The organism is Bradyrhizobium guangxiense (assembly GCF_004114915.1).
Classification (GTDB): domain Bacteria; phylum Pseudomonadota; class Alphaproteobacteria; order Rhizobiales; family Xanthobacteraceae; genus Bradyrhizobium; species Bradyrhizobium guangxiense.
Window position 1 is genome coordinate 6,890,920 of sequence record NZ_CP022219.1, and the last position, 23,405, is coordinate 6,914,324.

At 64.9% G+C, this 23,405-nt stretch carries 18 protein-coding genes, 1 tRNA gene and 1 riboswitch; of the genes, 8 read left to right on the top strand and 11 right to left on the bottom strand.

Features of this window, described 5'->3' with window-relative positions; translation table 11 throughout:
• Positions 1-80: 80 nt before the first annotated feature.
• Positions 81-2,582, top strand: a complete 2,502-nt coding sequence (locus X268_RS33025) for an EAL domain-containing protein (protein ID WP_128928823.1) — start codon at positions 81-83, stop codon at positions 2,580-2,582.
• A gap of 120 nt (positions 2,583-2,702) precedes the next feature.
• Here X268_RS33025 and X268_RS33030 read toward each other — a convergent pair whose 3' ends face one another.
• Positions 2,703-3,380: an LON peptidase substrate-binding domain-containing protein gene (locus tag X268_RS33030; protein WP_128928824.1), complete on the bottom strand. Its 678-nt coding sequence runs from the start codon at positions 3,378-3,380 to the stop codon at positions 2,703-2,705.
• A 104-nt stretch (positions 3,381-3,484) separates the two neighbouring features.
• Positions 3,485-4,408 carry a thioredoxin gene (trxA, locus tag X268_RS33035; protein ID WP_164938056.1) on the bottom strand — a complete coding sequence of 308 codons (924 nt, stop codon included), beginning with the start codon at positions 4,406-4,408 and terminating at the stop codon, positions 3,485-3,487.
• A 274-nt stretch (positions 4,409-4,682) separates the two neighbouring features.
• On the opposite strand from trxA, the gene X268_RS33040 reads away from it, so the two are divergent.
• The 4 genes from X268_RS33040 to X268_RS33060 all read left to right on the top strand — a co-directional run bounded on the left by X268_RS33040 (position 4,683) and on the right by X268_RS33060 (position 8,279).
• A tRNA-Gly gene (locus tag X268_RS33040) sits at positions 4,683-4,757 on the top strand.
• A 76-nt stretch (positions 4,758-4,833) separates the two neighbouring features.
• Positions 4,834-5,817 carry an NAD-dependent epimerase/dehydratase family protein gene (locus tag X268_RS33045; protein ID WP_164938057.1) on the top strand — a complete coding sequence of 328 codons (984 nt, stop codon included), beginning with the start codon at positions 4,834-4,836 and terminating at the stop codon, positions 5,815-5,817.
• 384 nt (positions 5,818-6,201) lie between these two features.
• Complete coding sequence (locus X268_RS33055; protein ID WP_128928826.1) at positions 6,202-7,476, top strand: PQQ-dependent sugar dehydrogenase; 1,275 nt, start codon at positions 6,202-6,204, stop codon at positions 7,474-7,476.
• Positions 7,477-7,700: 224 nt separating this feature from the next.
• Positions 7,701-8,279, top strand: coding sequence for a c-type cytochrome (locus X268_RS33060; protein WP_128928827.1), 579 nt, complete (start codon positions 7,701-7,703; stop codon positions 8,277-8,279).
• 209 nt (positions 8,280-8,488) lie between these two features.
• On the opposite strand, the gene panE is transcribed toward X268_RS33060, so the two are convergent.
• The 4 genes from panE to X268_RS33080 form a co-directional block, all read right to left on the bottom strand.
• The gene (panE, locus tag X268_RS33065) at positions 8,489-9,412 is read right to left on the bottom strand and encodes a 2-dehydropantoate 2-reductase (protein ID WP_128928828.1); all 924 of its coding nucleotides are present in this window, start codon (positions 9,410-9,412) and stop codon (positions 8,489-8,491) included.
• A gap of 102 nt (positions 9,413-9,514) precedes the next feature.
• Complete coding sequence (locus X268_RS33070; RefSeq protein WP_128928829.1) at positions 9,515-10,129, bottom strand: 2-hydroxychromene-2-carboxylate isomerase; 615 nt, start codon at positions 10,127-10,129, stop codon at positions 9,515-9,517.
• A gap of 90 nt (positions 10,130-10,219) precedes the next feature.
• Positions 10,220-11,584, bottom strand: a complete 1,365-nt coding sequence (locus tag X268_RS33075; protein WP_128928830.1) for an MATE family efflux transporter — start codon at positions 11,582-11,584, stop codon at positions 10,220-10,222.
• A 66-nt stretch (positions 11,585-11,650) separates the two neighbouring features.
• Positions 11,651-12,247: a DUF2239 family protein gene (locus X268_RS33080; protein ID WP_128928831.1), complete on the bottom strand. Its 597-nt coding sequence runs from the start codon at positions 12,245-12,247 to the stop codon at positions 11,651-11,653.
• A gap of 152 nt (positions 12,248-12,399) precedes the next feature.
• On the opposite strand from X268_RS33080, the gene X268_RS33085 reads away from it, so the two are divergent.
• Entirely contained in the window at positions 12,400-13,065 is a 666-nt protein-coding gene (locus tag X268_RS33085) for a glutathione S-transferase family protein (protein WP_128928832.1), read from the top strand.
• 94 nt (positions 13,066-13,159) lie between these two features.
• Here X268_RS33085 and X268_RS33090 read toward each other — a convergent pair whose 3' ends face one another.
• Both X268_RS33090 and ggt read right to left on the bottom strand, forming a co-directional pair.
• Positions 13,160-14,455, bottom strand: a complete 1,296-nt coding sequence (locus tag X268_RS33090) for an MFS transporter (protein WP_128928833.1) — start codon at positions 14,453-14,455, stop codon at positions 13,160-13,162.
• Positions 14,456-14,655: 200 nt separating this feature from the next.
• Positions 14,656-16,407, bottom strand: coding sequence for a gamma-glutamyltransferase (gene ggt / locus X268_RS33095; protein ID WP_128928834.1), 1,752 nt, complete (start codon positions 16,405-16,407; stop codon positions 14,656-14,658).
• 100 nt (positions 16,408-16,507) lie between these two features.
• On the opposite strand from ggt, the gene X268_RS33100 reads away from it, so the two are divergent.
• The gene (locus X268_RS33100) at positions 16,508-17,896 is read left to right on the top strand and encodes an MFS transporter (protein ID WP_128928835.1); all 1,389 of its coding nucleotides are present in this window, start codon (positions 16,508-16,510) and stop codon (positions 17,894-17,896) included.
• Positions 17,897-18,011: 115 nt separating this feature from the next.
• On the opposite strand, the gene purH is transcribed toward X268_RS33100, so the two are convergent.
• From purH to X268_RS33115, 3 genes are all read right to left on the bottom strand, one after another.
• The gene (gene purH, locus X268_RS33105) at positions 18,012-19,604 is read right to left on the bottom strand and encodes a bifunctional phosphoribosylaminoimidazolecarboxamide formyltransferase/IMP cyclohydrolase (RefSeq protein WP_128928836.1); all 1,593 of its coding nucleotides are present in this window, start codon (positions 19,602-19,604) and stop codon (positions 18,012-18,014) included.
• Between the two features lie 24 nt (positions 19,605-19,628).
• A riboswitch (ZMP/ZTP riboswitch) is annotated at positions 19,629-19,710 on the bottom strand.
• Positions 19,711-19,769: 59 nt separating this feature from the next.
• Positions 19,770-21,488, bottom strand: coding sequence for a heparinase II/III family protein (locus X268_RS33110; RefSeq protein WP_164938059.1), 1,719 nt, complete (start codon positions 21,486-21,488; stop codon positions 19,770-19,772).
• 156 nt (positions 21,489-21,644) lie between these two features.
• Positions 21,645-22,991 carry an RsmB/NOP family class I SAM-dependent RNA methyltransferase gene (locus X268_RS33115; protein WP_128928838.1) on the bottom strand — a complete coding sequence of 449 codons (1,347 nt, stop codon included), beginning with the start codon at positions 22,989-22,991 and terminating at the stop codon, positions 21,645-21,647.
• A gap of 188 nt (positions 22,992-23,179) precedes the next feature.
• Here X268_RS33115 and X268_RS33120 point away from each other — a divergent pair, with 188 nt between their 5' ends.
• Positions 23,180-23,383, top strand: a complete 204-nt coding sequence (locus X268_RS33120) for a DUF1674 domain-containing protein (RefSeq protein WP_128928839.1) — start codon at positions 23,180-23,182, stop codon at positions 23,381-23,383.
• Positions 23,384-23,405 lie beyond the last annotated feature (22 nt).

Consider the following 23,405-nt stretch of genomic DNA (forward strand, 5'->3'; position numbering starts at 1 on the left):
AATCGGGCGTTGCACAAAATTAACGCGAAGCACGTTTAGCCCATCCACCATCGACCCAATTGACGATGGAGCGATATTGGATGTTCCGCGTTTTTTCCTGCCTTACGGCTGAGCACGATTGGCGGCTCGTCGTGCTCGCCGGCTCGGGCTGCTTCGTCGCCAGTATCGTCGCTATTACTATCTTTCACCGTGCGATCGCGACCCGCGCAAGAACGCGGTGGATATGGATCCCGATCGCCGGCGCGGCGATCGGATATGGCATCTGGGCAACGCATTTCGTCGCGATGCTGGCCTACGAGCCCGGCGTGACGACGGGCTACGGCGTTGCGCTGACGGCGTTCTCGCTCGCTGCGGCGATGCTCCTGACCTCGCTCGGCTTCGGCGTTGCGGTCGGCGCCTCGGGCCGTTGGGGCGCGATGGCAGGCGGCGTCATCATCGGGGGCGGCATTGCCAGCATGCACTATCTCGGCATGTGGGCCCTCGAAGTGCCGGGTCGGGTCGCCTGGTCAGTGGATCTCGTGCTGATCTCGATCATTCTGGGCATGTGTCTCGGCTATGCCGCGCTGGCGGTCGCACTCACTTGCCGGGGCTATCGCGGCACGCTCGCAGCTGCGGTCCTGCTGACGCTCGCAATCGTGTCGCATCACTTCACGGCGATGGGTGCGGTGCAGATTACGCCGGATCCGACGCGTGCCACGAGCGCCCTGTCGTTGTCTCCGGCCGTGCTCGCACTTGCTATCGCAGGTGTGGCGCTATCGGTGCTGGGGATGAGCTTGATCGGCGTGCTGGCCGATCGGCGCCTGGCAAGCAGAACCGCCAAGTTCGAGGAGATCATCGGCCAGCTCTCGAATGCCCGGCAGCAGCTCGAAGGCTCGCAGAACGAACTCAGGGAACAGACGCTCCGGCTCGATACGGCCATCAACCACATGGTCGAGGGCCTCTGCATGTTCGACGCCGAAAAACGTCTTGTCATCTGCAACGAGCGCTACGCCAAATTGTACCGGCTGCCGCCGGAGCTGCTGCGCCCAGGAGCTGCGCACCGTGACATCATCAAGCATCGCGTCACAAGCGGCACGCTCAAAGGCGACACCAGCGACATTGCTGCCGAGCAGTTGGTCTCGAAACTCGATGCCCTGCCGGTCGATGTGGTGTCGAGCCGGATCGACGAGTTCTCGGACGGTCGACTGATCTGCGTGACGCGACAGCCGATGGCTGGCGGCGGCTGGGTGGCCACCCATCTCGATGTCACGGAGCAACGCCGGTCTCAGGCGAAGATCACCTATATGGCGCAACACGATGCCCTGACTGATCTGCCGAACCGCGTGCTGCTGCGCGCACGTCTGGAGGATGCTCTCGTCGATGTGCGCGACAGAGATCTCCATTTGGCCGTCCTCATGCTCGACCTCGACCGCTTCAAGGAGGTCAACGACACGCTTGGACATCCCGCAGGGGATTCGCTGCTGCGTTCAGTGGCAGCACGTTTGCTGGGTTGTGGCAGCGAGACAACGTTCGTCGCTCGATTGGGCGGGGACGAATTCGCCGTCGTCGAGTACGTGACGAATCCAGCGGTGGAAGCGGCGTCCCTCGCCGAGGCGATCAAAGGCGCGCTCTGCGAACCGTTCGATCTCGGCGATCATCAGGTCACTGTTGGCACCAGCATCGGGATCGCCATAGCGCCGGGGGATGGCGCTGATTCCGACATGATCCTCAAGAGCGCCGATATAGCGCTGTACTCGGCAAAGACCCGCGGACGCGGTGGATTCCGCTTCTTCGAACCGGAGCTAAACGAGCTCATACGCGCACGTCGCGACCTTGAACGCGATATGCGGAAGGCCCTCGCGAGAGGCGAATTCGAGTTGCATTATCAGCCGTTCGTCGATCTGAAGAGCGGCGAAACCCGCGGCTTTGAGGCACTGTTGCGCTGGCATCATCCGGAGCAAGGCCTGGTCTCGCCCGCCGAATTCATTCCTCTTGCGGAGGAGACCGGTTTGATCCTTCCGTTGGGGGAATGGGTGTTGAGAACCGCCTGCGCCGAAGCCGCCAAATGGCATTCCGATCTGAAGATCGCGATCAACCTCTCTCCGGCGCAGTTCAGGAGCAGGGAGCTGGTGTCGACGATCGTCGGCGCGTTGGCAACTTCCGGCATTGCGGCGGACAGGCTCGAGCTCGAGGTCACCGAAACCGTGATCATGCATGACTGTGCGGCCGTATTCGCAGCACTCAGCCAGCTGCGCGAGCTCGGTGTGCGAATTGCCCTCGACGATTTCGGCACCGGCTGTTCGTCGCTCAGCTTTCTGCAGAAGTTTCCCTTCGACAAGGTCAAGATCGATCGCAGCTTCGTTAGCGAACTGTCCAGCACCGTGGAAGAACCTCATCGGATTGCCCGCGCAGTTGTGCAATTCGCCACGAGTCTCGGCAAGACGTCCACCGCCGAAGGCGTTGAAAGCGCCGAACAGCTGGACATTCTGCGCGAAGAAGGATGTGTCGAGGGGCAGGGCTACCACCTCAGTCCGCCGATCCTGGCCTCAGCGATCACGCAGCTGAGCGGTCCAAGGGCCGAGGCCGACGTGTGCGCTGCCTAAAGCATGATCCGGGAAAGTGCGAAGCGATTCTCCAGAAAGATCCTGCGCAAACAACAACTTAAAGCGCGATGACGATTCGTCTAAATCTCATCGCGCTTTGGGTGCGCTTCGCGACCGACCTCACTGCAACGGCGGATCGCCGCTGGTGCGCTTCTTGGCGAGATCCATCTCGGTGACCGCGATCAGAATCTCGGCGCGGGTCTTCAGGTCAGGCGCCTCCAGCATGGCCTGCTTCTCCGCGGGGCCATAGGGCGACATCATGGCCAGCGCATTGACGAGCGCTTCGTTGGGCGCGCTTTCGACGCCTTCCCAGTCGACCTTGAGATTGTTGGCTTTCAAGAAGTCCGCCAGCACGGCCAGCAGCGCCTCGCGGTCGACCTGGTCCTCGCCCATGCGGGCGGTGAAGTCGTTGGCGTAGGCGAAGAAATCGACCTTGCATTGCCGGTAGGCGGTGAGCACGTCGAGCTCCTCGACCACCTTGAAGCGCGAGACGCCGGTGAGCTCGAGGATGTAGCGGCCGTCGCCGGACTCGGCGAGCTGGGTGATGCGGCCGACGCAGCCGACGCGGAACAGCGTCGGCTTGTCGGAATCCTTCGGCGAGTGCGCGACGTCAGGCTGGATCATGCCGATCAGGCGATGGCCGTCGCGGAAGCTGTCGTCGACCATCGCAAGGTAGCGTGGCTCAAAGATGTTGAGCGGCATCTGGCCGCGGGGCAGCAGCAGCGCACCCGGCAGCGGAAACACCGGAATGATCTCCGGAAGGTCGGCGGGGCCGCGATATTCGATATTGATCGGCATCTGCCCGGTCCCCCCTGGACTTGCTAGCGCATGATCCGGGCCCGGAGGACCGCGTCAGCGCAAAGTTTGCAGCGGTTCTCCGAACGGATCATGCTCAAAAGTCCCTACGAAAACAGGATCGTCGACAAACGCTTGCGTCCCTCGACGGTTGCATCATCCGTGCCGCCCCAGGCCTCGAAGAACTGAACCAGCTGCTTGCGGGCGCCGTCATCGTTCCATTTGCGGTCGCGCTTGACGATCTCGAGCAGCTGCGCGGTGGCAGCAGTGCGGTCGCCTTGCGCGTTGAGCGCGGTCGCCAGGTCGAATCGGGCCTGATGATCGAGCGGGTTTGCGGCGACTTTCTGTTCCAGCTCCGCGACCGGTCCGAGCGACTGGGCCTGCTCGGCGAGATCGATCGTGGTCTGCACGGCCTTCACCGCGGGGTCGTTGCGCTTGGATTCCGGCACCATGGCCAGCGTCTGCTTGGCCTGCTCCATCGCGCCGGAAACAGCATAGCATTTTGCGAGGCCCGCGAGCGCCGCGATGTTGGTCGCATCGTACTGGAGCACCTCGGCATAGATCTGCGCGGCGGCGGCCGTGTCGCCCTCGGCGAGCACGGCCTCAGCCTCCTGCAGGATCTCGGCGATGTTGGGCTCGCCCGGCGCAGTCACGCCCTTGGTCAGCTTTTCGATGAAGGCGTTGAGCTGGCTCTCGGGCACCGCGCCCATGAAGCCGTCGGCCGGCTGGCCGTTGACGAAGGCGATCACGGCGGGGATCGACTGGATGCCCATCTGGCCCGGGATCGCCGGGGGCTGGTCGATGTTCATCTTGACCAGCTTGACCTTGCCCTTGGCCGCCTTGACCGCCTTTTCCAGCACGGGGGTGAGCTGCTTGCACGGGCCGCACCACTCCGCCCAGAAGTCGATCAGCACCGGCTGGCGCTTCGATTCCTCGATGACGTCCTTCACGAAGCTCTGGGTCGTGGTGTCCTTGATCAGATCGGCCGCAGCCGGGTTTGCCGCTCCGTTACCCTGGTCGATGATCGTCACGGGATCCCCTCGTCTGATGTCTGGAGGCGGGGTCTTTAGCACGTCGCCGCCGCCTATGCTTCGCTGTCGGCTCCTAAATTGGGCCGAAGGGGCCGAATTTCAATCCACCGCGGGCGATTCGGCGGTTCCGGGCCCATTTCGGTCGATTTGCCCGCATTCGGGGTCCATATTGGGTCTCGGATTGCACATCTATGCCGCCGGTAGCTGTTGCATTCCCCTCCCGCTTTTGGCATACGACAGCCGTTGCCGGCGCGTCACGCGGCCGACACAGGATGCGGGTGTAGCTCAGTGGTAGAGCACGACCTTGCCAAGGTCGGGGTCGAGGGTTCGAGCCCCTTCGCCCGCTCCAATTTTTCCCAGAGCATCCCGCCAAACCGGGTCGGGCCGTGGTTCTCCACGCCGCTGGCGGCTGCGTTGGGTTCGCAATGACAATCCTGATTACTGGCAGCGCGGGGCACCTCGGGGAGGCCATCTTGCGGACGCTCCGGGTGCGGAGTTCACCCGCGCGCGGGGTCGATCTGAAGCCATCTCCCTTCACCGACGCCGTCGGCTCGATCGTCGATCCCGATTTCGTGCGCGGTCAGATGGACGGCGTTTCCGCCGTCATCCACACCGCGACGCTGCACAAGCCGCATGTGGCGACCCATTCCAAGCAGGACTTCATCGACACCAACGTCACCGGCACGCTTAACCTGCTCGAGGCAGCGGCGGCGGCCGGCGTGAAGAGCTTCGTCTTCACCAGCACGACCAGCGCGTTCGGTTCGCAGCTCCGCCCCGAGGCCGGACAGGCGGCGGTGTGGGTCACCGAGGACCTGCCGCCGGTGCCGAAGAACATCTACGGCACGACGAAACTGATGGCGGAGACCCTGTGCGAGCTGTTCTTCCGCGAGCGTGCCCTGCCGGTGGTGGTGTTGCGCACCTCACGCTTCTTTCCCGAGGACGACGACGATCCCGTGATGCGCTCGGCCTACACGCTGGAGAACGCGCAGGCCAACGAGCTGCTCTATCGCCGGCTGGATATCGCAGATGCCGTGAGCGCCCATCTGCTTGCTGTCGAGCGAGCGGCAAGAATTGGTTTCGCCCGCTACATCGTCTCGGCCACCAGCCCGTTCGAGCCGCGCCATCTCGCTGCGCTGGCGCGCGATGCCGCCGGTGTCGTGCGTGAGCTCTATCCGGATTGCGCAGAGCTCTATGCGTCGCGCGGCTGGCGGCTCTTCCCCGAGATCGACCGCGTCTATGTCAACGAGCGCGCCCGCCGCGGGCTGGGCTGGCGCCCCGAATTCGACTTCGCGCATGTGCTGAGCTGCGTTCGCGAGGGGCGCGATTTTCGCAGTGCGCTGGCGCGCGAGGTCGGCTCGAAAGGCTATCATGATGTGCGGCTTGACGACGGGCCCTACCCCGTCGCCTGATCGGCGCCGCGCTCGTCATTTTGCGCGATGCATCAAATGCCTGTCGGGTGTCACCGCGCGCGCCGCGGGCTCAGCCGTTCTACTGTGCATGGGGTTGTTTTCGCAGTTTTGGTTTTGACCCGTCTCTCGCGCAGTCCAAAGCGAGCCGTCCGGCGGTCTGATTCCGCGTTGCAGCGAGAGCGCTGTCGGCGCGGCGTTCGTGCTCATTGACACTCCGTCTCAATTTTTAATGAGCGCAACCGCAGCGCACGCGATGCCCTTCTCAGCGGGCGCAGATGTGCTAGCCTTTTTGCGTCTGCCGCTCGGCAGATCCCAAACTTCGCCTCTCGACTATCAAAACAAAATAAATCGCAGCCCTGACGGCTGCCTTAGGGGAGTGACGCGATGACATCGATGTTCCATCGATCCGTGTTGGCGCTTGCGGCCGTGGCCCTTCTTGCGGGGACCGGCGCCGGCAGCGCGCAACAACAGGACAAGAACAGGGCGTTGAAGAAATACGAATCCGGCACCAAGGAGTTCTGGACCCATCCGCCGGATGACTGGTTCCTCGGCGACGAGACCGAAGCGCAGAAGGGGCTCGCGCCGCCGTCGGGGCCGCCGACCGGCGCCTCCGATGCCGAGCTCGCCAACATCGTCAAGAAGATCAAGCTGCCGCCGGGATTCAAAATCGAGGTCTACGCCTCGGGCGTGCTGGCCGCGCGGCAGATGGCCTGGGGTGACAAGGGCACCCTCTTCGTCGGCTCGTTCGGCCTCGGCAACGTCTACGCCGTCAAGGACAACAACGGGAAGAAGGAGGTCAAGACCGTCCTCAAGGGCCTCAACATGCCCACCGGTCTCGCCTTCAAGGACGGCGCGCTCTACGTCATCGCCGTCGACAAGCTGATCCGCTACGACAATGCGGAGGCCAATCTCGACAAGCTCGGCGACGGCAAGGTCGTCTATGATGACATGCCGTCCTATGCCGCGCATGGCTGGAAATACATCGCGGTCGACAAGGAAGGCTGGTTCTACATTCCGTTCGGACCGCCCTTCAACGTCGGCATCCCGCCGACCAGCGTCTCGCAGATCCGGCGCGTCGATCCCAAGACCGGCAATGCAGAAATCTGGGCGCTCGGCGTTCGCAACTCGGTCGGCGGCGACGTCGATCCGCGCACCGGCAAGTACTGGTTCACCGAGAATGCCCGAGACTGGATCAGCGATGATCTGCCCTCAGACAAGCTGAACATGATCAACCGGATCGGCGAGCACTTCGGCTACCCCTATTGCCATCAAGGCAACCTGCCGGATGACAAGTTCGCGATGGGCCACAAGTGCTCCGAGTTCACGCCGCCGGTGCTGAATCTCGGCGCCCACGTCGCTCCGCTCGGCATGAAGTTCTATACCGGCGACCAGTTCCCCGCCGAGTACAAGAACAACATCCTGATCGCCGAGCACGGCTCCTGGAATAGGCACAAGTACCAGGGCGGCCGCATCATGCGCGTGATCGTCGGGCCTGACGGCAAGAACCCCAAGCAGGAGGTGTTCGCCTCCGGCTGGATCGAAGGCGATCAGGGCTATCTCGGTCGTCCCGACGACATCATCCTCGCCAAGGACGGGTCGATCCTGGTCGCCGACGACTGGGCCGGCGCGATCTATCGCATCAGCTACAGCAAGAAGTAGCGCGCAACACGATGTGAGGCTGCGACCGCGCGATGGCCGCAGCCTCTTTGCTTGATGCGGCGTGCTCGCCGCGGAACAGGTTCGTCATGCCCGGACTTGATCCGGGCATCCATCATACGAGAAACCTTTTGCAACAAGGATGGATTGCCGGGGCTACACCACGCCGAAGAGGCTTCGGCTTCGCAGGCGGGGCAGCCCGGCGATGACAACTGGAGAAGTCAGCCATGCGGGCCGTTCGGTTCGGAATTCTATCCGCGACGCTACTGTTCATCCCGGCCCAGGCCGCCGACAATGCCGCGATCAAGGAGAAAGCCTCTGTCTGCTCTGGCTGTCACGGTGAGAACGGCATCTCGCAAACCGAGAACGTCCCCTCCCTCGCCGGCCAGCCTGACCAGTTCATCCAGTGGCAGCTGGTGTTCTTCCGCGCCGGCTCGCGCAAGAACGACCAGATGCAGCCGATCGTCGAGGAGATCACCAACGAGGACATCCGCGCTTTCGGCGCCTATTTCTCGCAACTGACACCGCCGAAGGGAGCGGAAGACGGAGATCCGGAGCTGTCGAAAAAGGGCGCGCAAGTCGCCGCCGGCCGCCGTTGCGCCTCATGCCACACGGACAGTTTTGCCGGCACCAAGGGCGTCGCGCGGCTCGCGGGTCAACGCGAGGAATATCTGATCAAGGCGCTGCACGACTACAAGGCGGGCCAGCGCGTCGGCGGCGGCGTCGCGGCCATGGCCGATGTCGCCTATCACATGAGCGATGAGGAGATCACAGCGGTCTCGCACTATCTGGCGCATTTGAAATAGTGTGGAGCGAGCGCAACAAGCTCCGCTGTCGTCCCGGACAAGCGCGCCTCAAGCGCGCGCAGATCCGGGACCCATAGCCACAGGACCATGTTTTGCGAAGACTTGGAGTGACCGGCTTGCGCGCCAATTACTTCCTGTGGTTATGGGCCCCGGATCGGCGCTCCGCTCGCTGCACTTGTCCGGGACGACACCGAGTGTGTGGCTACTATCTATCCCGCTCGCTGCTTCTCATACGCCTTCAAATGCGTGTAGGCGATGCGCAACTTTGGCACCGGCACCTTGGCGGCGTCGGCGCGGGCAATGAGATCGCCGATGACATGATCGGCCTCGACCGGCAGGCCTGCCTTGATGTCGCGGAACATCGAGGCCGTCATCGGCGAGCCTTCGGTGGTGAGGTTGCCCTTCACCCGCTCGAAGAACGGCCCGCCCGGCGGATATCCCGACGCGGTGGCGATCGCGCTGGTCTCATCCAGCATGCCGAGCAGGAAGTCCCGGCCGCCGGGAGCTGCGAGGATGTTGCCGACAGAGGTGCGCATCAGGCTGGTGGATGCTGCGAGTGAGGAGAGGAACACCCACTTCTCCCACATGTCCTGCATGATGTTCTGGCTGGCGGCGGCGCCATTGACGCCGCTCCTGAAGGCTTCATCGATCGCCTTGACGCGCTCCGACAGCTTGCCGTCGCGCTCGCCGTAATTCAGCGACTGCATCGGCTGGAGCTGCACCACCTCGCGCTTCTCGTTCAGGGTCGCGGCGATGGCACAGAGCCCGCCGAGCACGCGCTCCTTGCCGAATTTGGCATCGAGGATGTCGAGATGCTTCATGCCGTTGAGCATCGGGATGATCGCCGTGTTCGGTCCGACCGCCGGCGCAAACGATTTGATGGCGTCGTCGAGATCGAACGCCTTGCAGCTGAGCAGAACGACGTCGAACTTGTCCTTGAGCGTGTCGGCCTGCACGGTCGGCGGGTTCTTCAACGTCACATCGCCGTTCGGGCTCTTGATGACGAGCCCGGCGCTCGCGAGCTCGCCGGCCCGGCGCGGCCGGACCAGGAAGGTGACGTCGCGGCCGGCCTGCAACAGCCTGCCACCAAAATAGCCGCCGATGGCGCCGGCGCCGACCACGAGGATGCGCATGAGAGAGCTCCGTTATTGTTGTTGTTCTTCAGTAAGAAGGCGAATAGCGAATAGGATAGCAGATGACGAAACGCGAGTAACGTTTCCTCTACTCGCCGTTTCCTACTCGCCCTTCTCCAGCACCATCTCCTCGACCTCGCGGAGCTGCTCCTTGCCGAAGAACATCTCGTTGCCGACGAAGAAAGTCGGCGAGCCGAACGCGCCGCGGGCCACGGCCTCTTCGGTGTTCTTGATCAGCCTCGCCTTCACCTCGGGCTCCTGGCTGCGGGCAAACAGCTTCTCGGCATCGAGGCCGGAGGAGGCCAGCGCCTTCGCCGCGATCTCGGGGTCGTCCATCTTCTTCGGCTCGCGCCACATGTGGTGGAAGGCCGCCTCGACATAGGCCTCGAACACGCCTTCGAGCTGGGCCGCGATCGCCGCGCGCATCAGGTTCAGCGTGTTGACCGGAAAATGCGGATTCCAGACATAGGGTTGGACCTTGAAGCGCTTGATGAAGCGCTCGGTCTCGATCTGCTGGAATTCGCGCTTGTTCTTGATGCCGGCCAGCGTCTCGGCCGGCGATCTGTTGTTGGTCGACTTGAAGATGCCGCCGAGCAGGATCGGAACATATTCGAACTTGACGCCGATACGCTGCTCGATCGCGGGAATCGCGAGATGACTGAGATAGGCGTTCGGGCTGCCGAAATCGAACAGAAACTGCGGGGCAATGCGGGTCAAACTCGTTCTCCCTGATCTCGCTTTTCACCCATTGTGACGCAGCGTGACCCGCAGGTCCACCGTTTAATGATGGTCATAATACTTTGAAGATCAGACCAGACGACGGATCGCCCGCTTGCGCCAGACCATGAGGTAATAGCCCATCTGCAAAACGAACATGGCGCAGAACACGATGGGGTAGGCGGCCCACACGCCCTGCAGGCCAATCGTGCGACTGAGGATCACCGCGGCAGGCAGCTCGATTGCGACAATCGCGAAGATCGAGAGCAGCATCGGCGTCAGCGCGACGCCGGCCGCGCGCATCGCTCCGGAAAACACCGTGGCGAGGCCGAACGGCACCGAGCTCCACAGCGCGATGTCGAGCAGGCCATTCGCCAGATCGAGCACGGCGGCGTCGGTGATGAAGAGGCCGAGGATGGCGCGCGGCGCGAGATGGATCAGCGCCACGAGCCCGCCGGTCAGGACGAGGTTGAAGGCGAGGCCGGTCCGCACGATGCCGTCGAGCCGGGCTCTGTCGCCGCCGCCGACGGCCTGCGCGCCGAGGATCGAGACCGCGATCGAAATCGACATCGCCGTGAACTGCGTATACCCCATCACCTGATTGACGGCGCCGTAGGCCGCGGTGGCGTCCGACCCAAAGCCATTGACGAGGCCGAGCAGCACAAGCTCGGCGATCGCCATCACCACCATGCCGACGGCGCTCGGCAATCCAATGCCGAGAATCTTGCCGAGCATGGCGCCGTTGAGCCGCAACTGACGCAGCAGCGTAGCATCCGGTGCCAGCGCGTGCTTCCTCCATAGCAGATGGAGAGCGAGCGCGATCAATGTGAGCGCGTTCGAGATCGCCGCCGCCCATACCGGACTGGTGATGCCGGCCGCCGGCAATCCGAACGATCCGCGTATCAGCACCGGCGTCAGGACCAGGCCGATCACGGTCGACAACGCCAGCGCCAGCAGCGGCGTGAGCGTGTCGCCGACGCCGCGGATCATTGCCGTCGCCAGCAGGAAGACGAAGCCGAGCGGCATGGTGAGCAGCATGATCCGCGCATAGGCGCTGGTCTGGTCGAGAATGTCCGCGGGCGTGGCGAGCGCCATCATCAGCTGGCGGCTGAATAGTCCGCCGACCAGCGCAACCGAGATGGAGAACAACAGGCCGATCGCCAGCGTGGTGCCTGCAACGATCTTGATCTTGTCGTGCTCGCCCGCGCCGAAGGCCTGACCGATCAAGACGGTCGCGCCGGTGCTGAGGCCCAAGACGAAGGCGAACAGGAAGAACATCACGGGGAAGAACACCGAAACGGCGGCCAGCGCATCGACGCCGATCATCTGGCCGAGATAGACGTTGCTGACGGTGCCGAACAGCGATTGCAGCGCACTGCTCAGTATCAAGGGCGCGAGGAAGCGCAAGAATGTCTTCCAGAGCGGCGTGGCGGCGGACATGGATGTGTCTTTCATCAGGGCGTGCGGAGCCGTTGCCGCGCGATGCGCGGCTCGGCCGTCGATGAGGGGAAGACGCGCGCTTTACGCGCGGTCGCTGTAGGCGAGCTTGACGATGTGGTCGCGGACGTCGGTCGGCCAGTCCGCGATCAGTGCGGTGAAGCGCCGCCGGTCATCCGCAAACAGCGCGCGCGAGGCTTCCTCGAACTGCGGCAGGTTGCCCGCCATGGTCGACATGAAGTGATAGGCGGCATCGCGTGCCTGCCGCTCGCGGTCCTTGTCGCCGCTGATGCGCCGGGCCTCGTCGACCAGCTTGCGCAGCGCGACCGAGGCGCCGCCCGGTTGCGCGCCGAGCCACTCCCAGTGCCGCGGCAAAAGCGTCACCTCGCGCGCGACCACGCCGAGCTTGGGCCGGCCGCGGCCGCGCGGCTCGCTCGGTGGCGTGCTCTCCTCCACCGACGGCGGGACGAGCTTCGCCAACCGCGCCAGCACCTCGCGATCCCCGCCGCGCAGATCGAAATCGATCGAGCGACCCGTCGCGTCCTCGAAGATGATGATGGACTCGTCCGGCCGCGGCGCCACCCGCTTGACGACGAGCGCGACTTCGCCTGCCGATCCCGACACCAGGCGGCGCTGCCCTTGGAAGGCGGTGAAGGTTTTTTGCATTGAAATCATTGCCATATTGAAGACGCTGGGATGGTTTAATACCCGGGTAAATTACAGGGGTCAATACACCCGGATGAAAATATCCGCACCGGCGGCTCGACATTGTGTTCCCGGGCTGGCACCAACGCGCGACCGACTGGCCACGCCTAGCCCAGGGGATCTTGCCGATGCTGACCGTTCACCACCTCAATAATTCCCGCTCGCAGCGCGTGCTGTGGCTGCTCGAAGAGTTGGGCGTCCCTTACGAGATCGTGCGCTATCAGCGCCAGCCGGACATGCGCGCGCCGAAGGAGCTGCACGCCATCCATCCGCTCGGCAAGTCGCCCGTCATCACCGACAACGGCAACACCATCGCGGAGTCCGGTGCGATCATCGAATACATCCTCGCGACCTACGGCAACGGCCGGCTGATTCCGCCGCCGAACACGCCGGAGCGGCTGCGCTTCACCTATTGGCTGCATTACGCCGAAGGGTCTGCGATGCAGCCGCTGCTGCTGAAGCTGCTGTTCACGCTGATGCCGAAGCGCGCACCCGCGCTGCTTCGTCCGCTGGTGCGAAAGGTCTCGAACCAGGCGCTGACCACGCTGGTCAATCCGCAGCTCAAGCAGCACATGGATTACTGGGAAGGCGAGCTTGCGAAGAGCGAGTGGTTCGCCGGCAACGAGTTCACCGCGGCAGACATCCAGATGAGCTTCCCACTCGAGGCTGCGCAAGCGCGCGGCGGGCTTGAGCAGGGTCATCCCAAGGCGATGGCATTCCTCGATCGCATCCACGCGCGGCCGGCTTACGCCAGAGCGCTGGAAAAGGGCGGGCCCTACCAGGTGGGACGGTAGTCTTTTTCACTGTCATTCCGAGGCGGTGTGGAATTGCGCGCCTGAGAATCTCGAGATCCCGGGTTCGGCTCTGCGAGCCGCCCTGGGATGACTATCAGTGCGCATGCAGCACGCGTCCGCGCGTCTCGGGCAGCGCGAAGGCGGCAATGAAGAACACTGCGTATGCCACCACCGCAAAGATCGCGATCGCATTCGCAAGCGACGTCGTTGCCGAGAGCGCGCCGACCAGGAACGGAAACAGCGCGCCGATGCCGCGGCCGAAATTGTAGCAGAAGCCCTGGCCGGAGCCGCGTAGGCGCGTCGGATAGAGCTCTGTCAGGAACGCGCCGACCCCGGAGAAATAGCCCGAGGCGAAGAAGCCGAGCGGGAAACCCAGAATCCAGAGGATCTCGTTGGTGAGCGGCAGCTGCGTATAAAGCAGCACCACCGCCATGGCGCCGATCGAGAAGATCAGGAACAGATTACGACGTCCGATCCGGTCAGCGAGCCAGGCCCCCGTGAGATAGCCGATGAAGGAGCCGATGATCAGCGTCGAGAGATAACCGGTCGAGCCGACGATCGACAGATGTCGCTCCTTGGTGAGGAATTGCGGCACCCAGAACGTGACGGCGTAGTAGCCGCCCTGGCAGCCCGTCGCCATCAGCGACGCAAGCACCGTGGTCTTCGCGATCGGGAAGGTGAAGATCTCCCAAAGCTTTGGATGACTGCCGGTCTCCGCGTGCCTGGCGCGCGCCTCGGCCGCGATCTCCGGCTCGGTGACGGAGCGGCGGGTGTAGAACACCAGCAGCGCGGGCAGCGCGCCGATCACGAACATCCAGCGCCAGGCCGTCTCCGCCGGCAGGATCGAGAACAGGATCGCCTGCGACAGCACCGCGAGGCCCCAGCCGACCGCCCAGCCGGACTGCACCGATCCGACGGCGCGCCCGCGATATTGCGGCCGGATCGCTTCGCCCATCAGAACTGCGCCGGCGGCCCATTCGCCGCCAAAGCCGAGGCCGAGCACGGCGCGCGCAATCAGGAGCTGATCGAAATTCTGCACGACCGCGCAGACCAGCGAGAAGAACGAGAACCAGATGATGGTGATCTGGAGCGTCCTGACCCGCCCGATGTGATCGGAGAGATAGCCGCCAAGCCAGCCGCCGATCGCGGAGGCGAGCAGCGTCACTGTTCCGGCGAGGCCGGCGGACGCCGCATCGACCTTCCACAGCGCGATGATGGTGCCGATCACCAGTGGATAAATCATGAAGTCCATGCCGTCGAGCGCCCAGCCCGCCGCGCACGCCCAGAACGTCCGGCGCTCCGGCGTGTTCATGTCGCGATAGAACGCGAGAAGGCTGGTGTCCTCGATCTCGGCGCGCTCGATGCGCTGGAGCGGATCGGTTGTCGTCATGGGCGCTTTCCCCGGCAGTTTCTAGGCTGCGCCTTGGTAGCACGCGTAGCCGCGAGAGCTAGCGGGCCCGCGCTCCCGTGCCATGCAAATGACGGGACCAGAGCGCTTTCGAGCGAAGTGGACACCGGTTCGCGTGACGAAAACGCGTCAAAACAAGAATCTAGAGCATCGGTTCTGATTCAATCAGAACCGAAAATGCTCTAGTGTCCCGCGGCTTCCGCGCCGCGGGTGCGCGGGTCGGGCGCGCCGAGCGGCCCGTTCGGCGTCACGAGAATCGAATTGGCCGATGTCTGCCCCATCGGCTCCACGACGTGATGGCCCATCGCCTTCAACTTGAGCAGCACATCATCGGGAAAGCCATGCTCGACGCGCACCTCGTCGGGTAACCATTGGTGATGCAGCCGTGGCGCCGCGACGGCGGCCGCGACGTCCATCTTGTAATCGAGCACGTCGACGATGACCTGCAGCACGCTGGAAATGATGCGGCTGCCGCCGGGCGAGCCCGTCACCAGCACCGGCTTGCCGTCCCTGAGCACGATGGTCGGTGACATCGACGAGAGCGGACGTTTGCCGGGTCCGGGCAGATTGGGCTCGAAGCCGACGAGTCCGTAGGCATTGGAGGCGCCGACAGCGGCGGTGAAGTCGTCCAGCTCGTTGTTGAGCAGCACGCCGGTGCCCTCGGCAATGAGGCCGACGCCGTAGCTGAAGTTCAGTGTGTAGGTGTTGCTGACGGCGTTGCCGCGGGAATCGACGACCGAGAAATGCGTGGTGTTGCTGCCCTCGCGCGGCGAGGAGACCGCGGAAACCAGCTCCTGGGACGGCGTGGCGCGGTCGGAGGAGATTCCGGAGCGCAGCTTGGCCGCGTAGTCCTTTGCGATCAGTGTCTCGATCGGTGCATTGACGAAGGCGGGATCGCCGAGATAGCGCGCGCGGTCCGCATAGGCGCGCTTCATCGCCTCGATGAGGAGATGCAGCGAGGCCGGCGATCCCTGCTTCAGATCGGCAAGCTGAAAGCCCTCGAGAATGTTGAGCGTTTCGACCAGCACGACGCCGCCGGACGAAGGCAGCGGCATCGACACGATGTCATAGCCGCGATAGGTGCCGCGCACCGGCGCGCGGACCACGGGCTGATAGGTCTTCAAATCAGCCGGCGTCATGATGCCGCCCGCATCAGCCACGGCCTTGGCCAGTCTTTCCGCGACCGGCCCCTCATAGAAACCGCGCGGCCCCTGTGCCGCGACGGCCGACAGCGTTTCAGCGAGATCGGTCTGCACCAGCCTGTCGCCTTCACCGATCGGCGTGCCATCGGGCCGCGAGAAGATCCTGGCGGAAGAAGGCCAGCGCGCCAGCCGCCGGTGCCAGCCGGGCAGCGTATCGGCGATGTCGTCGCCGACGGCGAAACCATCGCGGGCGAGCGCAATCGCAGGCTCGAGCAATTGCGCCAGCGTGAACTGGCCGGAGCCGTATTTCTCCAGTGCCAGGCTAAGCCCTGCGACCGTGCCGGGCACACCGACGCCGAGCGGGGAATCCCGTGACTTCGCCGGATCGGGCTTGCCATCGGCGCCGAGGAAGATCTGCGGCGTGGTCGCCGCTGGCGCCGTCTCGCGGTAATCGATCGCGATGTCGTCGTTGCGGTCAGCGGAATGGATCACCATGAAGCCGCCGCCGCCGATATTGCCGGCGCGCGGATAGGTCACGGCCATCGCAAAGCCGGTCGCGACCGCTGCGTCGACCGCATTGCCGCCGCGGCGCAGGATCTCGGCGCCAACTTGCGCGGATATCTTCTCCTGCGCGACCACCATGCCGTGCTCGGCGGCAATCGCGCGCACGGTGTCGGGCGCTGCTGGAACATAGGCGCGCCGCGCATCCTGAGCGGTTGCTGTTGCGAGAGTAAACGCCAGGGTGGCGATGACGGCGAAAAATGCCCGCCGTGTCGAACGTGACGACATCATCAAATTTCCGCGGCGGCTTCGGACCGGTTCACACGCCTCGCGGCAATGCTATACCGTTTGCGCCAACAGAGGCAAAACTGTTCGTGATGAGGACTGCGTGATGACGACGATCGCTCCGGATATGCGCATGGCGGCCGCGCAGCGTGCCTATCCGCCGCGCGCTGCCGTCGTCAGCTGGATCTTCTTCGATTGGGCCGCCCAACCCTATTTCACGTTGATCACGACCTTCGTGTTCGCGCCTTATTTCGCCACCAGCGTTGCGCCGAATCCTGCCGCCGGCCAGTCGCTGTGGGGATTTGCGATGGCGGCTGCGGGCCTTGCGATCGCGCTGCTGTCGCCGGTGTTGGGAGCGATCGCGGATGCCTCCGGCCGAAGGAAGCCGTGGATCGCAGGCTTCGGCGCGGTGCTGGTGTTGGCGTCGTGCGCGCTGTGGATCGGCAAGCCCGGCGATAGCGCCGTGATTCCGCCGCTGCTCACGGCCGTCGCGCTCGCCAGCGTGGGTGCGGAATTCGCCACGCTCTTCAACAACGCGATGATGCCGACCCTGGTGCCGCCGGAGCGGATCGGCCGCCTCTCCGGCACCGGCTGGGCGACGGGCTATATCGGCGGCATCGTCAGCCTGATCGTCGTGCTCGGCCTGCTCGCCGCAAATCCCGAGACCGGCCGCACGCTGCTCGGCCTCACGCCGCTGTTCGGGCTCGATCCCGTCACGCATCAGGGCGACCGTGCCGCGGGGCCATTGACCGGGCTGTGGTTCATCATCTTCGTGACGCCGATGTTCCTGTTCACGCCGGACTATCCGGCAAAGCGGCCCATCCGCGAGGCGCTGCGTGAAGGGCTGGCGGAGCTCAAGCAATCGATCAAGGGCCTGCCGCAGCAAAGATCCCTGGCGGCATTCCTGCTCGCCAACATGATCTACACCGACGGACTGGTATCGCTGTTCGCGTTCGGCGGCATCTATGCCGCGGGCACCTTCGGCTGGCACACGATCCAGATCGGCACGTTCGGCATCATGCTCGCAATTGCGGGTGCGTTCGGCGCCTGGCTCGGCGGCAAGCTCGACGATCGTCTCGGGCCGAAGCGCGTCATCACCGGCAGCCTGCTGGTCCTGCTCCTGTCGGTGGCGGCGATCCTGCTGGTCGACAAGGACAGTGTGTTGTTCGTCAAGGTCGCACCGCTGCAAGCGGGTGCGGCCCTGTTCTCGAGTGCGGCCGAGCGCGCCTATCTCGTGCTGGGCTGCCTGATCGGTGCGGCCGGCGGCCCATTGCAGGCCGCCTCGCGCACACTCTTGATCCGCCTCGCACCGAAAGATCGCATCGCGCAATATTTCGGCTTGTTCGCCCTGACCGGGAAAGTGACGTCCTTCATCGGACCGCTCTTGATCGGCATGATCACGGCGGCGACCGCGAGCCAGAAAGCCGGCATGGCCGTGCTGGTGGTGTTCTTCGTCGCAGGCCTGGGGCTGTTGATGCGGGTGCGGGCGCCGTAAACTCCCGCCATCGTTCGTCGCCCGGATTACGCTGCGCGCAATCCGGGGCGGTCTTTCCACGGGGCGAGAACCCGGACTTCGCTGTGCTCCATCCGGGCTACGGTCTTGGTGTGGCTCAGTGCCGGAAGTGCCGCGTGCCCGTGAACACCATGGCGATGCCGTGCTCGTCGGCGGCCTTGATCACCTCGTCGTCGCGCATGGAGCCGCCGGGCTGCACCACCGCGGTGGCGCCGGCCTCGATGCAGGCGAGCATGCCGTCGGCGAACGGGAAGAACGCATCCGAGGCCACCACCGAGCCCTTGGTGAGCGGCTCGGCAAGCTTCAGCTCGTTGGCGGCATCCTGCGCCTTGCGCGCCGCGATCCGGGCTGAGTCCACCCGGCTCATCTGGCCCGCACCGATGCCGACGGTGGCGAGATCCTTGGCGTAAATGATGGTGTTGGACTTGACGTGCTTTGCCACCCGGAACGCGAATTTGAGGTCGCGCATTTCTGCATCGGTCGGCGCGCGCTTGGTCACGACCTTGAACGTCATGTCGTCGACCACGGCGTTGTCGCGGCTCTGCACGAGCAGACCGCCCGCCACCGTCTTGGCGGTGAGGCCGGGCGCGCGGGGATCGGGCAGGCTGCCGGCGAGCAGCAGGCGCAGGTTCTTCTTGCCGCCGATGATCGCGATCGCTTCCTCGGTCGCGTCGGGTGCGATGATCACCTCGGTGAAGATCTTGGTGATCTCGCGCGCGGTGTCGGCGTCGAGCGCGCGGTTCATCGCGATGATGCCGCCGAAGGCCGAGGTGGAATCGCAGGCCAGCGCCCGGCGGTAGGCTTCGACGAGGTTCGAACCCTCCGCGACGCCGCAGGGATTGGCGTGCTTGACGATGACGCAGGCCGCCGTGCGCTTGGCGTCGAACTCGCCGATGCATTCATAGGCCGCATCGGTGTCGTTGATGTTGTTGTAGGAGAGCTCCTTGCCCTGCAGCTGCCGCGCGGTCGAGACGCCCGGGCGCTTGTCGGGCGTCGCGTAGAATGCCGCGGTCTGGTGCGGGTTCTCGCCGTAACGCAGCGACTGGATCAGCCTGCCGCCGAAGGCGCGGAAGTCGGGCGCGTCGATCTCGAGCTGACGGTTGAACCAGTTCGAGATCGCGGCGTCATAGGCCGCGGTGCGGGCATAGGCCTTTGCGGCCAGCCGCCGACGCAGCTTCAGCGTGGTGGCGCCCTGGTTGGCAGCGAGCTCGTCGAGCACGGCCTGATAGTCCTGTGCCTCGACCACGACGGCGACGTCGTCATGGTTCTTGGCGGCGGCGCGGATCATCGCGGGGCCGCCGATGTCGATGTTCTCGATGCAGTCCTCGAAGCCTGCACCTTTGTCGACGGTGGCTTCGAATGGATAGAGATTGACGACGAGGAGATCGATCGGCGCGATGCCGTGCGCCTTCATCGCCTCCGCGTGTTCCTTGTTGTCCCGGATCGCGAGCAGGCCGCCATGCACCTTCGGATGCAGCGTCTTGACGCGGCCGTCCATCATCTCGGGAAAGCCGGTGAGGTCGGAAACGTCCTTCACCTTGAGGCCTGCGGCGGCGATCGCCTTCGCTGTGCCGCCGGTCGAGACCAGCTCGACATCATGCGCGGCCAGCGCTTTGGCGAATTCGATCAAGCCGGTCTTGTCGGAAACGGAGAGAAGAGCGCGGGTGACGCGGCGGGGATGGTCAGTCATGAGCAAGATCCTCTGTTCAGGGAGTGTCTATGCCCAGGCGCGCGGCGGATATGTGTCGCGCTTCCCGATGGTGCTCCATCCAAGGTCGCCAGTCGCGCGAACGAGCGCTCGATAGCAGCTTTTGGCCACTTTCACAACGACGAGATAGGGCCGGATCGCGCCTGTTTACAACGGAAGTTCCGGCTCACGCCGGGCGTTGCGGCGGGCATTGGTGACCGCGGGCGAGGCGGTGGAGCGGACAAAGCTCCAGCGGATCGAGGGTGCCTGCCGCGCATCCTGCCGGATCACGATCTGCGCGGTGCGGCGGGGGCCGTCATTGCCGGCCAGGAACACACTGTCATCGAGGTCGACCTTGTCGTCGAGCGCTTCGAAGGTCCAGACGTCGCGGTTCGGCAGCACCAGCATGACGCCGCGCGCATCCGACAGCCGGCTCGCCTTCACCGCCGGATGGAGATGGAAGCGCAGCGCGAAATCGGCATCCGCCCCCTTGAAGCGTCCGCCTTGCGGCGGCGACAGCGTGTCTTCACCGTCGATGCGCGCGCCGTCATTGGCGATCATCAGCACGCGGCGGTGGATCGCGCCGAACTTGGCGAGATAGCCGTCATGCGAGGTCGTGAGCAGCGTGCCGTTCTGCACGACTTCCCGATAGCTTTCGACCTCGACGGGCCCGCTGGTGACGGGTGCGCCGTGCAAGAGCCGCTTCATCGCCGACATCTCCACGAACTGGCAGGACGAGGTGTCGTGATAGGTCAGCGTCGAATGCGCCGCGGTGCTGCGCGCGAACGGCCGCCAATTGTCCCGGCCCGTGGTCGGCATGCCGCAATTGGTGACGATGCGGCTAATGCCGGAGGACAGCTCGAACGACAGGCAGCCGGCATGGGCGTCGTGACTGACGCCGGCGGGCGGCGGCGGGCCGGGGTCGATGATCACGGTGGTCTGGCCCGCATCGAGGCGCTGAAAGCCGGTATGCGGCATGTTGGCCATCGGCGCGCCGTGGGTGTCGTCATAGGCGAGCAGCGTGGCGAGCAGGTCCGAAGACGTCGCGCTCATGCCGTTGAACAGCGCGAAATTGCCGTCGCCGTGTCGGAAGAAGCGCAGCATCGGCATCATGCGATCGATCGCGTTGAGCAGTGCCGGCGGCGGCGCGATGTTGCGCGCGGCAAAAGTCTGTCGCAGCGGCAACAGGTCGATCAGGAGCTCGATCAGCGCGCCCGGGTTGCGGGATATGTGGCCGCCGTCGGGCAGGATCTGCCGCTGCAATTCGTCCGACAGCTTCTTCGATGCGCTGCGGATGTGGCCTGCCTGGTTGGCGAGGCACAGCGCCGCATAGCAGAGCGCGATCAGCACCTGCAGCTTCGGCACCCCGTCGGGAATGTCGACCATGGTGTAGCGCAGGAAGCGGATCTCGCGCGCGAGGGCGCGTAAATAGCGGCGGTAGAATTTGTTGTCGGTCTCGTTGAGCACCAGCGGCGCCTGGGACAGCAGCGAAATCACGCGCCGCGCCAGCACGTCGGCGCGGCGCGCGACCGGTCGACGCTTGTTGGCGGGGTTGGCGATCCAGTCTTCGATCAGGGCGCGCGCATTCGCCCGTGTCAGCGCAGTGTCGGCGGCGCGCAAATGGCGCAGCCAGCCGAAACCGAGCAGCGCGACCTCCCAATCCTCCGACGGCGGCTCGAGATCGAAGATCGAGCGGCCGTGGCAATTGACGATCTTGCCGGCGAAGACGAAGCGGCCGGCATAGATCTCGGCGGCGCGGGTCGCATCCGCGGTGCGTAAGTCGTGCGGCGCGATGATCAACCGGTCGGTGCGGCTCGGCCAGACCCTGGACAGCGCAACGGAACCGCCGCTCGCGCGCGCGAGCATGTTCCGCGCGAAGCGGTTCATGACCAGCGTCGAGATATGTCTGCGTTGAGCGACCGACACGCCTTGCCTTGAAGGGGGAGAGGATTCCGACGAATCCTTATTAATCCCAAAATCGACCGCCTGACACCACCCTGAACGGGACGAATCAGTGTCGGAGTTGCACAAACCGGTGCAAAATCAGGATTTAACGAGTCGGCTTGCGAAGAATCCGTCGAGCCCGCCGAGCTTGGGATCGGCGTTCGGCAGATGGCAGGGCAGGGGGCGCAGATCACCGTCGGCCGTGATGATTTCGTCGAGACCCGCGACCTCCGAGGCCTCGATCGGGACGCGCCGAAGCGCGGGCTCCGCCGCCAGCAACGCCGCCACGGCGTGCTCGCCTTCCTCGGGTTCCAGCGAGCAGGTGCAATAGATCAGCGTACCGCCGGGCTTGAGCAGCGACACTGATTTTCGCAGCAGCCGCCCCTGGAGTGCGGTCAGCGCGGCGATGTCAGATTCCTGCCGCAGCCAGGCGACATCGGGATGGCGCCGGATCGTGCCGGTCGAGGTGCAGGGTGCATCGATCAAAATGCCGTCGAAGCCCTCGGCGGGGCCGGCCCATTCCACGGCGTCAGCGACGACGGTCTCGGCCTGGAGCGACAGCCGCGCCAGATTTTCGCGCAGCCGTGCCACCCGGGCGGGCGAGCGGTCGATCGCCGTGACCTGTGCGCCGGCATGCGCCAGTTGCGCGGTCTTGCCGCCGGGGGCGGCACAGAGGTCGGCGATGGACTTGCCTTTGACGTCGCCGAACAGCCGCGCCGGCAGCGCTGCGGCGGCGTCCTGCACCCACCATTGTCCCTCGCTGAAGCCGGGCAGCATGGTCACCGAGCCGTGCAGCAGCATCCGCACCGTTCCGGTCGGCAACGTCTCGCCATGCAGGCGGCTCGCCCATTGCGCGGGATCCGACTTCACGGTGAGATCGAGCGAAGGCTCGTGGCCAAGCGCCAGCGCCATCTCTCGTGCGGTCGCCTCGCCATAATGCGCGCTCCAGCGCGCGAGCAGCCATGGCGGCAGGTCCAGCGATTGCGTGGCGACCTCTTCGACCAGCGCCTTGCCCTCGCGCGCGCAGCGGCGCAGCACGGCATTGACGAGGCCGGCATAGCGCGCGGCGCGGCGGTCGGATTGCACGAGGCGAACGGAGAGGTCGACGGCCGCGTGATCCGGCACGTCCATCCAGAGGATCTGCGCGGCGCCGATCAGAAGCGCGCTCTGCGCGCGCGGCGCATCGGAGGGGATGCCCTTGTCGAGCAGGCGGGACAGCACATGGCCGAGCGTGCCGAGCCGGCGCAGCACGGTGGCGACCAGGCGCCGCATCAGCGCGCGGTCGCGGTCGGCCAGCGTCTTCAGTCCGGGATGGGCGCCGCCGCCGTCGAGCTGGTCGTCAAGCGTGCGGTGCTTGTGCAGCACGCCGTCGACGATGTCGGCGGCAATCCGTCGTGCTGCAAGGCCGGGCACTTCGGACGGAGGGGCGAAACGTTGAGATGGCATGCGGAAGCAAGGTTCTGAGCGAGCGGCAGTTCCGCCGCAATGGGCGCATGCCTTGAGAACACGATCTCTGGCACGCGAATATGCCAAATGTAAGAATGGCTTCCGGTTTTTTCAGCTCCGCGGAACGATTTCAGGAATGCGTTATTGGACGTCGCTTCGCGGCGCGTCCTGCGCTAGAAGACCGGACCATGAGTGACCAGCCTCCCGTTCCCGATCGCAAGCAGCTCACGCCGGCAGCCCAGCGCGCGCTGGCCGAAGCTGAGGCGCGCCGGCAGGCCGCAGCCGCGCAGGCCAAGAGCGCGGCCAAGGCGAGGGAGTTGCAGGGACCGCAGGGGCCCGAGCCGACCCGCTACGGCGACTGGGAGCGCAAGGGCATCGCCTCCGACTTCTGAGCCGTCGCCGGACCGGCAGATT

Excerpts from the sequence above, each read along its gene's own strand:
- X268_RS33025 (WP_128928823.1), top strand. The coding sequence starts at position 81 with ATGTTCCGCGTTTTTTCCTGCCTTACGGCTGAGCACGATTGGCGGCTC.
- X268_RS33030 (WP_128928824.1), bottom strand. The coding sequence starts at position 3,380 with ATGCCGATCAATATCGAATATCGCGGCCCCGCCGACCTTCCGGAGATC.
- X268_RS33045 (WP_164938057.1), top strand. The coding sequence starts at position 4,834 with ATGACAATCCTGATTACTGGCAGCGCGGGGCACCTCGGGGAGGCCATC.
- X268_RS33055 (WP_128928826.1), top strand. The coding sequence starts at position 6,202 with ATGACATCGATGTTCCATCGATCCGTGTTGGCGCTTGCGGCCGTGGCC.
- X268_RS33060 (WP_128928827.1), top strand. The coding sequence starts at position 7,701 with ATGCGGGCCGTTCGGTTCGGAATTCTATCCGCGACGCTACTGTTCATC.
- panE (WP_128928828.1), bottom strand. The coding sequence starts at position 9,412 with ATGCGCATCCTCGTGGTCGGCGCCGGCGCCATCGGCGGCTATTTTGGT.
- X268_RS33075 (WP_128928830.1), bottom strand. The coding sequence starts at position 11,584 with ATGAAAGACACATCCATGTCCGCCGCCACGCCGCTCTGGAAGACATTC.
- X268_RS33080 (WP_128928831.1), bottom strand. The coding sequence starts at position 12,247 with ATGGCAATGATTTCAATGCAAAAAACCTTCACCGCCTTCCAAGGGCAG.
- X268_RS33085 (WP_128928832.1), top strand. The coding sequence starts at position 12,400 with ATGCTGACCGTTCACCACCTCAATAATTCCCGCTCGCAGCGCGTGCTG.
- X268_RS33090 (WP_128928833.1), bottom strand. The coding sequence starts at position 14,455 with ATGACGACAACCGATCCGCTCCAGCGCATCGAGCGCGCCGAGATCGAG.
- ggt (WP_128928834.1), bottom strand. The coding sequence starts at position 16,407 with ATGATGTCGTCACGTTCGACACGGCGGGCATTTTTCGCCGTCATCGCC.
- X268_RS33100 (WP_128928835.1), top strand. The coding sequence starts at position 16,508 with ATGACGACGATCGCTCCGGATATGCGCATGGCGGCCGCGCAGCGTGCC.
- purH (WP_128928836.1), bottom strand. The coding sequence starts at position 19,604 with ATGACTGACCATCCCCGCCGCGTCACCCGCGCTCTTCTCTCCGTTTCC.
- X268_RS33110 (WP_164938059.1), bottom strand. The coding sequence starts at position 21,488 with ATGAACCGCTTCGCGCGGAACATGCTCGCGCGCGCGAGCGGCGGTTCC.
- X268_RS33115 (WP_128928838.1), bottom strand. The coding sequence starts at position 22,991 with ATGCCATCTCAACGTTTCGCCCCTCCGTCCGAAGTGCCCGGCCTTGCA.
- X268_RS33120 (WP_128928839.1), top strand. The coding sequence starts at position 23,180 with ATGAGTGACCAGCCTCCCGTTCCCGATCGCAAGCAGCTCACGCCGGCA.